We start from the raw sequence: 14,790 nt of genomic DNA on the forward strand, positions 1-14,790 counted from the left end.
AAAGCCTATTTATCCCAGAATGCATTCAAAACACCGCAAAGAAAGTCGTCTAAAAACAAAACATTGGATGCGTGTTTTGAACGACTTAATTCTTAAGATCCTGTATATGAGCGACAGTTAATCGTCAAGGGAATTTTTCATCCTATTTTGAGTATATTCAATCAATTCTTCAATTTCTAAGCTAGGGGTTGTACCACAATGAATATCACAGAACAATATCGGGTTAGATCCTTTCGACGAATAAAAACCTTGGATATCTTTTAAATTTGATTCCCTGGCTGCACATAAAGCTCGTAAAATTCTTTTTAACCTTTCTTTATCACTTTCGTTATTAATAAAGTTCTCAAGATTCGCTCTACCACCGTGGGAAATCTGAAAGAAATGATTACCACTATTATTACTGGTATCAATGCGTTTCATCTTAATAATAGTAGCGTCATCATTACGATCTATACCATTGCTACCTTGAAATGAAAATTTAGCATTAAAAACGTCTAAGTATACGCTTGGCAAGCCATAACTACGATCACAGTTTTTAAAAACACCTTTAATAGAATTGTTTAGATTCATTGGCTTATACGCTATATTATCAAGCATATATACATATCCGCCTTTCGCTTCGCGAGAATTTCTTGTTTCTGCTTCGGTAAGATTAATAATTTCACCATTTCCTAATTGTATGTGAGCCATCTCATAATCCCCTTTTACTTGTCAAAAAAACGTGTATTTTCACATAAAAGATAAGAAAAATTCGTATTAATATCACGCTTAAATATTCATTTTATGACAAATCAGAAAATATACTGACTTACAGGATTTTATTTAGATATCTTCGCCGTTCGTTGCTATAACTTTCTTATACCAAGAAAAACTCTTTTTCTTATAACGTACAAAATCCCCATTTCCATTATCATCAACATTGACATAAATAAACCCGTATCGTTTACGATATTCACCGGTCGAAAAAGAGACACAATCGATACATCCCCATGAAGTATAACCGAGGATATCAACACCATCGAATAAAATAGATTTTTTAATTTCAGATAAGTGTGATGCTAAATATTCAATACGATAATCATCATTGATAACACCATTTTGAGGTAATTTATCAACGGAACCTAGCCCATTTTCAACGATAAAAATGGGTTTTTGATAACGTTCATATAACTCAGATAAACTGTATCGAATACCTATAGGATCAATTTGCCATTCCCATTCAGAGGATTTTAAATAAGGATTGTCTCTTCCTTTTTCGAAGAAGGAGAGGGATTGGCTATTTTTTTCTAACATTTCTGTGGATGAAGAGACGATATTACTCATATAATAGCTTATCGCTAAATAATCAGCGCAACCTTCCTTTAACCAATTTAAATCATCATTTTCAATATGAAGTTCTATCTTTTTTCTTTCCCATTCTTTAATAAGATAAGATGGATAATATCCACGAAGTTGAACGTCGCTAAAAAGATATTTCTGACGCATGACTTGTTGTGCATATAAAACATCTTCCGGCTTACAGCTCGCTGGATATAATGGCGACATATGGATCATGCCGCCAATTTTAAAATTAGGATTTATTTCATGGCCTAATTTGACAACCTTTGCGCTAGCAACAAATTGATGATGAATAGTCTGATACATAACCTGTTCTGGATTGTCATAATCCTGATAAATCACACCTGAATTACAATAACCAAATAGTGGATATTGCCAATTTATTTGGTTATTAATTTCATTAAATGTAATCCAGTATTTGACTTTATTTTTATATCTTTCCATAACCGTCAAACTAAAATTCATGAAAAAGTTTATTAATTTTCGGTTATGCCAACCGCCATATTCCTTAACCAAATGATAAGGCATTTCAAAGTGAGATAAGGTAATAATGGGTTCAATATTATATTTCAATAATTCATCAATAAGATCATCGTAAAATTTTAAACCGGCTTCGTTAGGTTGTAATTCATCACCATGAGGAAAAATTCTTGACCAAGCAATTGATGTCCTAAAACATTTGAATCCCATTTCTGCAAATAGTGCAATGTCATCTTTATAATTGGAATAAAATTTCACACCTTGATGATTAGGATAGATTTTATTTTCCTCAATACCATGAGTTATGACACGATTAACGCCGTGCTCTCCTTTTGTCATAACATCAGCAATGCTTATTCCTTTACCATCTTGATTCCAATAACCTTCAACTTGATTAGCGGCAACCGCGCCGCCCCATAAGAAACCGGTGGGGAATTTATTCTTCATAAGTAACTCCTGATTATTATCTTCATCAAAAATCTTTTAGTTAAAGATAATAGAATTAATCGAGTTAGGTTCCAAATAAATAGACCAAATATCATTATTATAACTAATATTTATTTTTTGCTTTTCTTTATAAGAGTTATTTATATTCACCACAAGGGAACCTGTTTTATTCTCGAAAGCAACGGCATTTCCTGACATACTAACACAGTTTTTTTATTTTCTTTATCCAGATCTAATAAGGCTTTCATCCCAAGCTCATTAAAACAACCGCCAAATCCATCTAATTTTCGACCTCGCTTATTAGTGACAATTAAATTGGCTTTCTCATCTGTTTTTATGATCGACAATCCTTCTTTCCATTGTTCTTTATTATTTGCATAGATAAATTTAATCATGATTTATTATTTCCCATAAAAGTATTAATTTATAGAAATTAATTAAACATAATTATCTTAATATTAGTATTATGTTATTTCACAAATGGTTTAACTTAATTGTTTTTTTTGAGTTTCATCACATATCTTTTTTCCTAAGTTATTCTTTTATTATATACTAACCACTTTTGCCACCATAAAAAGGAAATTTTATGTCTCTCGTACCATTTAAACAGGTTGATGTATTCACTCACCGGCCTTTTAAAGGAAATCCCGTCGCTGTTGTTATGGATGCTCAAGAACTTTCATCAATACAGATGCAGGGCATTGCCAACTGGACCAACCTTTCTGAAACCACTTTTATCCTTCCGGCAGAAAACCCATTGGCGGATTATCGTGTACGGATTTTCACACCCGGTAGTGAACTTCCTTTTGCCGGTCATCCCACGATCGGTACCGCACATGCTCTTCTTGAAGCCGGTTTAATTCAGGCGAGAGAAGGGCGTATTGTGCAGGAATGTGGGGCGGGGCTGGTTACATTGAACATTACTGAAATTGAGAATGGTCAGCAATTAATCACCTTCGAACTGCCGGAACCAACCATCACACCGCTTAGTTCCGAGCAGATAGATCGCCTCGAAAATATTCTAGATTGCCCGTTAGATCGCGCACTAACACCCGCACTTATCGATGTGGGAGTTCGCTGGATTGTCGCTCATACCACTGGAGCAGAAGCCGTACTGGCAGCAGAACCTGATTATGCCAGGTTGTGTGAGCACGACTCGCAAATGAACATAACCGGGGCTTGTCTGTATGGCACCTACCGTGAAGGAGCAGAGGCTGATATTGAAGTACGCTCTTTCGCCCCATCATGCGGTGTCAACGAAGACCCAGTTTGCGGTAGTGGCAACGGCAGTGTTGCTGCATTTATGCGCCACCACAAAGTAGCAATGATTGACGATAAAATCGTTCATTCATCACAAGGCAAAAAACTTGGCCGTCAGGGAAGTGTATGGCTTAGCCATTCTGATGGTAAGATTTTTGTCGGCGGTAGTGCTGTGACTTGTATCAATGGCACCATCACAATCTGAAAAAAGTTATCAGCCCTAATATAGTTCAGAAAGGGCGCTTGTTTTGTCGGAAAACAGATGTTTTCCGACAAGCGATATTGATTTCAATTCTCTCTAAATATGCTAGAAAATCGCATAGAGTAATAAGATTATACCCTATGGATTTCAAGATGCATCGCGGCGGCAAGGGAGCGAATCCCCGGGAGCATAGATAACGATGTGACCGGGGTGAGTGAGTGCAGCCAACAAAGAAGCAACTTGAAAGACGGCGGGTATATATATACTTTATTAGTACAGAATAATAATGTTAGGAAGTCAGACCATGACGAAACAAGCTGTTTTTACGATGAAATTAGAACCTGAACTACGTGCCGAATTTATGGCTGAAGCCGAAGCTGCTCACCGCCCAGCCTCACAGGTGCTACGCGAACTTATGCGCGAGTTTATTCAACGCCAACGTGAGGAACGAGAATACGATAAATTCCTATGTCACAAGGTAGAAGCAGGGCGAGCCTCAATGCGTGCTGGTTTGGGCCAATCTAATGATGAGGTCGAAGCCGAGTTTGCCGCACGGCGTGCCAATGTGGTGAACCAAGCGTGAAAGTTATCTGGACACCAGAAGCGAAGCAAGACCGCGCTGACGTGTGGGACTACATCGCAGCCGATAATCCATACGCGGCAGCCAGAATGGATGAACAGTTTAGTGATGCAGCATCCAATCTTGCACGACATCCCATGCTTGGCCGGCCGGGGAAAATGCCAGGCACTCGTGAGCTGTTTCCAAACGAGAGTTATCGCCTGGTATATGAGATCAACGGAGAAATAGTATGGATATTGACGCTTATCCATACAGCCAGACAGTGGCCACCTATGCACAAAATGAAGTAGTAGCGAAAACCATTGACGATAAACGCGAAATTTTACTTATCAATGCCTGTCACTGATAAAAGGTAGAGTAAAAGAGCTAGACCGTAGCGAATATTAAAAAACTAAACAACCACCTACTAATACACCCTATGGATTATTAGATAATTCAGAAAGGCCGCTTATTTTGTCGGAAAACAGATGTTTTCCGATAGTATCAGATCATGAATCTATATCCTTCTAGTGCCTTAACTGTCATAGGTAAGCCCAGTTTCAGCAACATTTCCAAAAACTCATCACTTGTCATCGGTGGACTCTTTAAAACTGTTCTTTGTATTTGAACAGCAGCTAATGCTTTTGCATGACTAAGATCAAAAAGGTCAGAAATAAATTCATCAGGGTGTATCGCTTCAATGTTTAGGGCAGAAAGCCCCTCAGTTGGAAAATCCTTGAGGTTAAAAGTCACTATCACCTCAGCGTTAGTTCGTATAGCCGCAGCTAGTACATGCCGATCATTCGGATCAGGTAATGTAAGCCCCGCAATCAATGACTCATATCCTGTCACATTTGCATCAGGAATAGCCGAATTCATCAATTGAATTGTGCGCTCAAGAGCTTTTGAGGGGATCTCAGGACGTTGTTGTAAGAGATTACGTTTCCATTCCTCCTGAATCCGATCAGTCCATTTGGCTTGATATAGACCGGCAATCCCCAAATGCATTAATAAGTCACGCAGCCTAGCGGGATACAACACACATGCATCAAGCAAAACAGGGTACGGGGAATGGGTCATTAGTAGATCCCTAATTCCTGAGCCTGATTAGCTAATGCCTTCATAGCCTCCATACTCTCAGCATTACGCTGCTTTTTATATTCCATCAGATCAGCAAAACGAATACGCCGATGTCGGCCTGTTTTATGGAAAGGAAGACAACCATCTTCCAGAAGTTTAACCATATGAGGCCGCGATACATTCAATATGTTTGCGGCTTCTTGAGTGGTTAGCTCGGCATGAACAGGAACAATTTGCACTGCATTACCTGAAGCGAGTTCACTCAAGATTTGCACTAGCATAGTAAGCGCAGATGTAGGCACTTCAATTTGATGAGATTTATGATCATCACTAATAATTGAAATCTGCTGAGTTTCAAGTTTTGTTGAAAGGAACGCTGAAAGTTCACGCAGCCCCTTTCCAGCTATTTCACTTTCGCGTTTAGCCGGAAGATTTATATCAGAGAAAGTGGAAGTAATCATGTTGCACCTGTTAGTCATTCATTTTGACTTAGCACATTAAACGAAATAAACGAAAATCGCAATAAACGTAACACAATTGTTTTAAGCAGAATCTGATACGTTTTTCGCAATAACCATTTCCAAGGCAACTCTTCTCGGAGAAAGAACCAGATTTAGCATATCGTTCGAAAAACACCAAACCTGCAATCAATAATGATTTTAAACCCACATTAAATAATTCCATCCTGACTTCAAGCCAAGATTAAATGAATGTGAAGGTGCTCCAAATGCAAAGATTGACTTGCCTGTATATCAGCAAGATAGAAACCTCTTAAGTAGATTAAATTCATCACAACGTATGAATACCTGTCTGAAATTAGTTGAATTTAATAAAGCACTTATAACGGCAACATCAGCTCATGTAAGCGAAGCTGAGTCGGTTAAAATTCTTGAGCCTTTTATTGGTCAGTTTTGAGTTTTAAATAAGGTGTCCAAAGATACTTATGCAGGTGTGAGATCAGTATAGCAAATAAAACTTCATCTCCAGCTTTGTTGAATAAATCAGTCTAGGGAAACAATTCTTCCTGGACTACATATTTTGTAGGGACGACTACCCATGCCCGTATCCTGATGATTCCAGAGTGTTATCGGGCCAATTCTTATCAAATTGGCCTGAAACAGAGATGATGCTTTTCAACAAAAACAGAATTTTTTGTAAAATGCTTCAACGGATGGTGTCACCGCAGTCATATGCATCGCACCATGTATCATTCCCTCAATAGTTTCAATCTGCACGGACACACCGGCATCTCTTAATTGCTGAGCATAAGCTTCGCCTTCACTTCTTAGCGGATCGTATTCGCAAAGCAAAATAGTTGCATCTGGCAGTCCTTCAAAATGCGTTAAATGAGAAGGTGAGATAAGTGGATTTGTTCTGTTGTTGTGCTCATTGATGTATGCTTGCCAAAAGAATGCCATCATCTGTTTTGTCAATACATAGCCTTCACCATATTTATCGTATGAATCCGTTTTCATTGATGCATCTAAAGCTGGATAGAATAGCAATTGATGGCAAATAGCAGGCCCTTTTTGGTTTCGCGACATTAAACAAGCGGCAACGGCAAGATTACCACCTGCGCTATCACCACCGACCGCAATTTGTTGCTTATTGATACCAAACTTTTCCGCATTATCAGTGATATAGCATAGAGCCGCATAGAAATCCGTTAGTGGTACCGGAAAAGGATTTTCGGGGGCAAGCCGATAGTCTACCGAGAAGATAACGCAACCCATTGATTCCGCCAGCTTACGGCAAGGGCGATCCCAAGCATCAAGACTTCCTAAACACCACCCGCCGCCATGAGCATAAACCAGCGCGGGTTTATCACTCATCTTTTCTTTTCCGTAGGGCACATACATACGAACAGGAATAGGGAAACCATCCTCTGCGGGAACAGTAAAGCTGCTATTATATGTCGCATCGTTCCATTCGCCCTGTTGTTGGATAAGCGTATTCTCAATAACGATGCGAAGTTGTTCCAGGGAGGAATTTGCTCCTATTTCAGTTTCAGGCATTAAAGCAAGCCATTTTTCAACATTTTTATCAAGCGGCATAATAATAACTCCTCTGTAAAAAGTGATTGCCAGATAGCAAAATTGTTCGGGGCATTATTCAGTAACAAAATGCCCACAGTTAGTGATAATTGCGCTGTCTAGATTCGATGACACTTTTTTCATTGTGAGATAAGGTGCATCTCGTGTCGCGTACTCAGCTCCAATAGTTAAAACCAGCATAGATAATTGTATACGAGCAAGACGCTGATAGTAATGAGAATAAAAAAAGACCATCGGAGAAAAAGACCTTTTAAACGGTCTTTTTTGTTTCTTTTCTCAACAAAGAAAGCTACTATAAGACTTATTAACAAGTCTTTTGGAGTGTTTTTATGGCCAACATAATTCTGTCAGATATTAGCGCAAGCATTAGTGAACTTAAAAAGAACCCTATGGCGACCCTTAGTGCCGGGGCTGGATACCCTATTGCGATCCTAAATCGTAACCAACCCGTGTTTTATTGTATTCCTGCGGAGCTCTATGAACAGATACTTGATGCTTTGGACGATCAAGAGCTTATTCGACTGGTAAATGAGCGTAGAGGGCAGGCATTGGTTGATGTAGATTTGGATAATTATCTATGATCTATAGAGTGAAATTCAGGGAAGATGCACTCAAGGAGTGGAAGAGACTTGATAAATCAGTCCAACAACAATTTGCTAAGAAGCTGAAAAAGTGCTGTGTTGAACCTCATATTCCATCAGCTAAACTTCGAGGCATGCCGAATTGTTACAAAATAAAATTACGCGCTTCTGGTTTTCGCTTAGTTTATGAGGTCATAGATAATGTGTTGATTATCGCCGTAGTAGCAGTTGGTAAGCGCGAACGGAGTGAAGCGTATGAGCTAGCAAGTAAGAGACTAAGATAGATAATGACATAATTAAAACCAAGATAAGAGGTTTATTTATGATCTTAAAAAATATCAATTTGTTGAAAGTTGTACTTATTATTACCTTTGCAACAAATCAATCTCTTGCAGCAAATAATATTACATTTCTGAGTAATCCTTCACCGCAACATGTCAAGGATATCGGTAATTTTGTTGTGAAACAAACTGAAAAACCATTTTTTTCCGATGTTATATTATTCGCAGCAAATATTAACAATAGTATATCTAATAGCCCTGTACTGTTTTACAACGATAAAATAAGCTCGATACTCAAAGAAAATATTTCCCTAGTGCGGAATTTGCAAAAAAAGGGCATCAGAGTTCAACTATCCTATCTGGGCAATCATCAAAATGCAGGTTGGTCATGTAATATGAATCAAGCAACGGCAACGAAACTTGCCAATGAAATGGTAAATGATGTCGTTAAATACGGGCTGGATGGAATCAACATCGATGATGAATATTCAACATGCTATGGTAATCGTCAATCCTTCTATTGGGTAGCGGATGCGATTAAAAGCCATCCAAAATTTGCCCAAAAGGTACTGACCAAAGCCCTGTGGTCAGATTATCTCTACTTCAAGGAACCGACAAATATAGCAAATTTACTGGATGCAGGTTACGAGATGACTTACATCAACACCAGTGCCAGTAAGCTGGTTCCATACGTTAACTTCGGGATGAAGAAAGAAAATTTGTTGTTGGGTATCTCCCCCGAAAAAAATTCGATATCCTCAGTGCAGAATATTACCCGCTCAGTCATTAATAACGGATATAGTGGTATGATGGTATGGTCACCTAATACAATATTTACAATTGACCAAGCATCTCAATATTACACCCAAATCATTAAAGCAGAAGAGGGGATAAATAAAGAAGTTATCTATGTCCCGGATACCAGAAAAGACAATGCAAGTAATTATGAATAATTACATTGTTAATACTTTAGTTGGTTATAAAAATAAGAGCCTATCCCAATAGGCGTAATTGTTGCAGGCAGTTTGAACACGGACAGCGCGGAAAAACCGGAGCGTACACGTAGTACGTGAGGATTTTGAGCACTGCCCAGGTTCAAAATGGCAAATAAAATAGCTCTATTGGAATAGGCAGTAAATACCGTTGAATTTTTGATTTTATTGTGTAGCTTGAAAAGCAGTTACACATTACCCAGTTTGATGAAAAATAATAAAAGGGAAGAGAACCAGTAATACGTACTGGTATTAACCATCCGCAAGAATCGTGAAGCAAACATTTTGTGAAGCCGTATGAGGTTATCTTATGAAGAGCGAGTTTAAAGAGGGATATTGTACTCTCTGTAGATCAAGATGTGGCACTGTCAACGAAGTTCGTAACGATACATTGATAAAAATCCAGCAAAACCCAAAACACCCGACCGGCAACGCCATGTGCATGAAGGGTAAAGCTGCACCAGAGCTGGCTCACAGTCCTAACCGGATTCTTCATCCTCTTCGTAGGACAAATCCCAAAGGTGATGCCGATCCAGGCTGGGAAAAAATCACCTGGGATGAAGCTTTGACGTATGTTGCTGAGAAACTGGCTTTCTATAAGGCTGAGTCTGGTGCAGAATCGGTTGCTTTCTCCGTCACCTCACCAAGTGGAACACCTCTTAGTGATAGTCTTGAATGGATAGAGCGCTTCATTCGAAATTTCGGCAGCCCTAACGTCTGCTATAGTACAGAAGTGTGTAACTGGCATAAAGACGAGGCACATAAATTTACCTTTGGGTGCAGTATTCCTGTAGCTGATTACAGAAATGCCGAGCTGATCATTTTATGGGGGCACAATCCAACAAATACATGGCTTGCGCAAGCGGAAGCTCTTGGCGCGGGAAGAAATGCAGGTGCCAAACTTATCGTTGTCGATCCTAGACATACAGCTCTTGCTAAAGAATCTGATAATTGGCTCAACGTCAATCCTGGGACCGATGCCGCGTTAGCCCTCGGGCTAATAAATATCATCATAAACCGAAGAGGATATGATCAGGCGTTTGTAGCACGCTGGACGAACGCCTCATTGTTAGTACGAAATGATAATGGTCTTTTCTTGAGAGAAAAAGATATAAACATTTCAGCTAAGAAAAACAGATATGTTGTCTGGAATAACATAACTCAGTCTCCACTACCCTATGATTTTCACGAAAATGTGCCATGTGATGAAAATGATCATTATGCTTTATTAGGCGAATTTTCGATTGACTCTGCGGAAGATGTAAATAAAAAAATACCATGCAAATCTGCATTCCAGCGACTTCTAGATGAGTGTCAACAATACCCACCTGAATATGTAGAAAAAATCACCGGCATAACCAAAGAAAAACTCCTATATGCCGCAGATTTAATCATCTCTTCTAAACGAATTGCTTATCATTCTTGGACGGGTGTAGCTCAACATACCAATGCAACCCAGACTGAACGAGCAATTGCCGTGCTGTATGCATTAACCGGGTGTTTTGACACTCAGGGAAGTAATAGGGTGTACAATAAGCATCCCGTTAATCCTGTAAATGCTCGCAGACTTATGCCAAAGGAACAGCAAGAAAAAGCACTTGGCTTTAAGGAAAGACCGTTGGGGCCACCTCTAGATGGTTGGATAACATCACATGATCTGTATCAAGCAATCTTGCACAAACGGCCTTACCCGATTAGAGCTATGATGGCATTTGGTACGAATATGTTGTCATCTCATGCTGACACCAAAATTGGGATAGATGCGCTAAAACAGCTTGAATTTCATGTTCATTGTGATCTCTTTGAAACGCCTACTGCACATTATGCTGACATCTTACTACCCGTGAATACGCCCTGGGAGAGAGAAGGGCTACGTGTAGGATTTGAGATTTCAGCTGAGGCAGAGGAACTCATTCAGTTAAGACAAAGAATGATTTCGCCTCGGGGAGAAAGCCGGTCAGATAACGAAATTGTCTTCGACTTGGCCTGTCGCTTAGGCATGAATGATCTATTTTTTAATGGAAGCGTTGAAGCGGGATGGAATTATATTCTTGAGCCTATTGGCTTAACCGTAGAGGCGTTAAGAGAAAAGCCAGCAGGAATTTCAATGCCATTAATTCAGCATGATAGGAAATACGCAAGAATCGATCCTGTTAAGAACACAGTTAAAGGTTTTGATACCGAAACAGGAATGGTTGAAATCTATTCTGAAAAATTGTGGCGGCATGGTTATCCGCCACTACCAATATATGATGAACCAAAAGAGAATTTAAACTCTGAGTCACATTTCCCTTATCGACTAACCTCGGTAAAAAATGGTTTCTATTGTCATAGCCAACAGAGAAGTTTAACCCGTCTGCGTAAAAAATCACCTTATCCGAAGCTTGAGATAAACAGTAGATTGGCTGAAAAGAAAGGTATTAACAATGGAGATTGGGTAGAGGTCATCACCCGCAACGGCGAGGCACGTTTTAAAGCATCATTAGATGATAATATTGCTTACGACACGATAATTGCTGAGTTTGGTTGGTGGCAAGCGTGTCCCGACTATGGGAAGGAAGGTTTTCCCGCCATAGGAAAAAACAGCAGTAACTATAATGCGCTTATTTCTGACGACTCTTGTGATCCTATCAGCGGCGCTTCTCCGCTCCGTTCATTCCGTTGTGATATTAAACTCGCAGAAGATATCAACCCGGAGAGAAGGCCGTGGCAGGGCCGTAAGGCATTTCGGGTTGTAGATACAAAACCCGAGGCTAAGGGTGTCAAGACAGTTATTTTTGAGTCAAAAGATGGAGCAATGTTACCTGATTATGAACCTGGTCAGCATATCACGGTACAAGTTTCCATACCTGGACAGGATGTCCCTGTCATCAGAGCCTATTCTTTGACAGGAACGGCAACACTGGAAGGTAGAAGGACTTACAGTATCTCCGTACGGCATCAGAAAAGCATAACTTCTAACGGGGAAACTTTTGAAGGTGTCATGTCTTCATACATTAACAAAACACTGGTAGCCGGAGCCGAAGTGAATCTGACTCCTCCGGGAGGAAATTTTATTATTCCGCTTAATGCTAAGCAACCTGTTGTTATGTTGGCAGGAGGAATTGGTATTACGCCATTCATAAGTTATCTTGAGTCTCTTCCCGCTAACGGTGAAAAGCCTGAACTCTTATTGTTGTATGCTAATCAAAACAGCAATACACATGCTTTTTCCAAAAGACTAAAAGAGCTTGAGTCAAAAATTAAGCAGTTGAAGGTAATCAACTATTACAGCAATCCGTTGCCAGTGGATATTGAGGGTATTAATTACCCGTATCATGGATATATTACCGCGGATGCCGTTCCTGAATCTCTGATTAAACAGCAAGCTCGTTTTTATATGTGTGGCCCGGCTCCTATGATGAAAACTTTTGAAGAAGGTTTACTCACTCTAGGCGTTCCGCCTTTTGATATCTATAAAGAAATGTTCCGATCGCTAATTCCGGTAAAAATTAAAGATGGGAAGAGTTTTGCCGTTAAATTTGAAAAATCTGGCGTTCTTCTTGGATGGTCCCCTGACAAAGGGACACTCCTTAATTTTGGCGAAAAAAGTGGTATTAAGATGGCAAGTGGATGCCGGGTTGGACAGTGTGAAAGTTGTGCTGTGAAATTAAAAAGTGGCGAAGTACAACACTTAAATGGCGTAGAACCTTCAGAGCAAGGGATGTGCCTTACTTGTCAATGTATACCTATCACGGATATTTCCATTGATGCTTAACGACCAGATGATACCCTGTCGCAATCCTAAATCGTAACCAACCAGTGTTTTATTGTATTCCTGCGAGACTCCACGAACAGATACTTGATGCTTTAGATGATCAAGAGCTTATTCGACTGGTAAATGAGCGTAGAGAACAGGCATTGGTTGATGTAGATCTGGATAATTATCTATAACCTATAGCGTAAAATTCAGGGAAGTAGCTATCGGTAAACGTGAACGGAGCGAAGCGTATGTCCAACATTTTTACAGAACAAACTGAAATAACCTGTTTGTAATCTATAAGAAGTAATCTATAAGAAACAGTTATTGTTGGCGAAAACAGGGGGATTGAACTAAACTCAAATTTTACTTTTGTGAGAGGAAGTTAGCTATGTCTGAAACCCGTTTTTCTGAATCGTTAAACCTGCAATCTCACTGGATGCCATTCAGTGCCAACCGAAGTTTCCAACGCGATCCACGCCTTATCATTGCTGCCGAGGGGCAATGGCTAAAAGACGATAAAGGACGCCAGATTTATGACAGTCTGTCCGGTCTTTGGACCTGTGGGGCAGGCCATACCCGGACAGAAATTCAACAAGCTGTCGCTGCTCAATTAAGCACCCTCGATTATTCACCAGGCTTTCAGTTCGGTCATCCTTTGTCGTTTCAACTGGCAGAAAAAATTGCCCATTTAACGCCGGGTGATCTCAATCACGTCTTTTTCACCAGCTCAGGTTCTGAATCTGTAGATACCGTGGTCAAAATGGTACGAGCTTACTGGCGAGTGAAAGGCCAACCCGAGAAAACTAAACTGATTAGCCGTGCACTTGGTTATCATGGTGTCAATATTGCTGGTACCAGTTTGGGGGGAATGGGTAGCAACCGCAAAATGTTCGGACAGTTAATGGATGTAGATCACTTACCCCATACATTACAGACCGATATGGCGTTTACGCCAGGTATGGCGGAAACCGGCGGCGCGGAATTAGCCAACGAGATGCTCAAGTTGATCGAACTGCATGATGCCTCCAATATTGCGGCAGTTATTATCGAGCCTGTGTCCGGTTCCGCCGGTGCGATTATTCCGCCCAAAGGGTATCTACAGCGTCTGCGTGAAATTTGTGATCAACATAATATTTTGTTGATTTTTGATGAGGTTATTACTGGCTTTGGTCGCATGGGACGCTGGACTGGCGCGGAATATTTTGGTGTGACGCCAGATCTTCTTAACTTTGCCAAACAAATTACCAATGGCGCCATTCCTCTGGGAGGCGTAGTGGCAAGCAGTGAAATTTATGAAGCCTTTATGTCCCAGCCTCTACCGGAACACTCTGTAGAGTTTAGTCACGGTTATACCTATTCGGCACATCCCGTAGCCTGTGCTGCCGGGTTAGCAACTTTAGATCTGCTGGATAAAGACCATCTTATCCAACGCTCTGCTGAACTTGCCCCTCATTTCGAAACGGCCCTTCATGCTCTCAGAAACTGTCCAAATGTGACTGACATCCGCAACTGTGGCTTGGTAGGGGCAATTGAGTTGGCTGCCCGTGACGGTGATACCGCTATACGTCCTTTTGACGCCAGCATGGCGCTTTGGAAAGCCGGTTTTTACGTACGCTTTGGCGGTGATACGCTGCAATTCGGGCCTATGTTCAATGCTGAACGAGCCGATTTGGATCGGCTTTTTGACGCCGTTGGGGAAGTATTGCATCACATTGACTGAGGGAAGGATGTGTATGAATCGTGATGTACCCATAAGGTCTTCAATATTGTTAAA

Annotated in this window: 14 protein-coding genes and 2 pseudogenes; 9 read left to right on the plus strand and 7 right to left on the minus strand. The window is 40.3% G+C overall.

The genetic code is table 11. The features are described from left to right. Positions 1–117 precede the first annotated feature (117 nt). From SLS51_RS17870 to SLS51_RS17880, 4 genes are all read right to left on the minus strand, one after another. Positions 118–690: a hypothetical protein gene (locus SLS51_RS17870; protein WP_323839989.1), complete on the minus strand. Its 573-nt coding sequence runs from the start codon at positions 688–690 to the stop codon at positions 118–120. 132 nt (positions 691–822) lie between these two features. Then, entirely contained in the window at positions 823–2,265 is a 1,443-nt protein-coding gene (locus SLS51_RS17875; protein WP_323839990.1) for a 6-phospho-beta-glucosidase, read from the minus strand. Between the two features lie 36 nt (positions 2,266–2,301). After that, positions 2,302–2,463, minus strand: a complete 162-nt coding sequence (locus SLS51_RS24165; protein WP_369293946.1) for a glycoside hydrolase family 30 beta sandwich domain-containing protein — start codon at positions 2,461–2,463, stop codon at positions 2,302–2,304. Continuing rightward, positions 2,412–2,660 carry a hypothetical protein gene (locus SLS51_RS17880; RefSeq protein ID WP_323839991.1) on the minus strand — a complete coding sequence of 83 codons (249 nt, stop codon included), beginning with the start codon at positions 2,658–2,660 and terminating at the stop codon, positions 2,412–2,414. The genes SLS51_RS24165 and SLS51_RS17880 overlap by 52 nt, the downstream gene beginning before the upstream one ends. 191 nt (positions 2,661–2,851) lie before the next feature. On the opposite strand from SLS51_RS17880, the gene SLS51_RS17885 reads away from it, so the two are divergent. From SLS51_RS17885 to SLS51_RS17895, 3 genes and pseudogenes are all read left to right on the plus strand, one after another. Then, a complete protein-coding gene (locus SLS51_RS17885) occupies positions 2,852–3,730 on the plus strand; it encodes a PhzF family phenazine biosynthesis protein (RefSeq protein ID WP_323839992.1) in 879 nt (292 codons plus the stop codon). A 301-nt stretch (positions 3,731–4,031) separates the two neighbouring features. Then, positions 4,032–4,310: a hypothetical protein gene (locus tag SLS51_RS17890; RefSeq protein WP_011146519.1), complete on the plus strand. Its 279-nt coding sequence runs from the start codon at positions 4,032–4,034 to the stop codon at positions 4,308–4,310. Between the two features lie 41 nt (positions 4,311–4,351). Next, positions 4,352–4,513 (plus strand): annotated as a pseudogene (locus SLS51_RS17895) (type II toxin-antitoxin system RelE/ParE family toxin); the annotation flags it as partial. Between the two features lie 277 nt (positions 4,514–4,790). Here SLS51_RS17895 and SLS51_RS17900 read toward each other — a convergent pair. From SLS51_RS17900 to SLS51_RS17910, 3 genes are all read right to left on the minus strand, one after another. Then, positions 4,791–5,366, minus strand: coding sequence for a PIN domain-containing protein (locus SLS51_RS17900; RefSeq protein ID WP_323839993.1), 576 nt, complete (start codon positions 5,364–5,366; stop codon positions 4,791–4,793). Then, positions 5,366–5,827, minus strand: coding sequence for a helix-turn-helix domain-containing protein (locus SLS51_RS17905; protein WP_165578409.1), 462 nt, complete (start codon positions 5,825–5,827; stop codon positions 5,366–5,368). The genes SLS51_RS17900 and SLS51_RS17905 overlap by 1 nt, the downstream gene beginning before the upstream one ends. A 672-nt stretch (positions 5,828–6,499) precedes the next feature. After that, a complete protein-coding gene (locus SLS51_RS17910; protein ID WP_323839994.1) occupies positions 6,500–7,420 on the minus strand; it encodes an alpha/beta hydrolase in 921 nt (306 codons plus the stop codon). 329 nt (positions 7,421–7,749) lie between these two features. Between SLS51_RS17910 and SLS51_RS17915 the strand changes: the two genes are divergently transcribed. From SLS51_RS17915 to aptA, 6 genes and pseudogenes are all read left to right on the plus strand, one after another. Beyond that, positions 7,750–8,001: a type II toxin-antitoxin system Phd/YefM family antitoxin gene (locus tag SLS51_RS17915; RefSeq protein WP_011146514.1), complete on the plus strand. Its 252-nt coding sequence runs from the start codon at positions 7,750–7,752 to the stop codon at positions 7,999–8,001. Next, complete coding sequence (locus SLS51_RS17920) at positions 7,998–8,285, plus strand: type II toxin-antitoxin system RelE family toxin (protein ID WP_323839995.1); 288 nt, start codon at positions 7,998–8,000, stop codon at positions 8,283–8,285. Before SLS51_RS17915 ends, SLS51_RS17920 begins: the two co-directional genes overlap by 4 nt. A 38-nt stretch (positions 8,286–8,323) precedes the next feature. Further along, positions 8,324–9,235, plus strand: a complete 912-nt coding sequence (locus SLS51_RS17925) for a glycoside hydrolase family 18 protein (RefSeq protein WP_323839996.1) — start codon at positions 8,324–8,326, stop codon at positions 9,233–9,235. Positions 9,236–9,584: 349 nt separating this feature from the next. After that, complete coding sequence (locus SLS51_RS17930; RefSeq protein WP_323839997.1) at positions 9,585–13,031, plus strand: molybdopterin-dependent oxidoreductase; 3,447 nt, start codon at positions 9,585–9,587, stop codon at positions 13,029–13,031. Between the two features lie 11 nt (positions 13,032–13,042). Next, positions 13,043–13,207: pseudogene (locus SLS51_RS17935) on the plus strand (type II toxin-antitoxin system Phd/YefM family antitoxin); the annotation flags it as partial. 197 nt (positions 13,208–13,404) lie between these two features. Next, positions 13,405–14,736 carry an omega-aminotransferase AptA gene (aptA, locus tag SLS51_RS17940; RefSeq protein WP_323839998.1) on the plus strand — a complete coding sequence of 444 codons (1,332 nt, stop codon included), beginning with the start codon at positions 13,405–13,407 and terminating at the stop codon, positions 14,734–14,736. Positions 14,737–14,790 lie beyond the last annotated feature (54 nt).

It is taken from the genome of Photorhabdus africana (assembly GCF_035181445.1).
Classification (GTDB): Bacteria; Pseudomonadota; Gammaproteobacteria; order Enterobacterales; family Enterobacteriaceae; genus Photorhabdus; species Photorhabdus laumondii.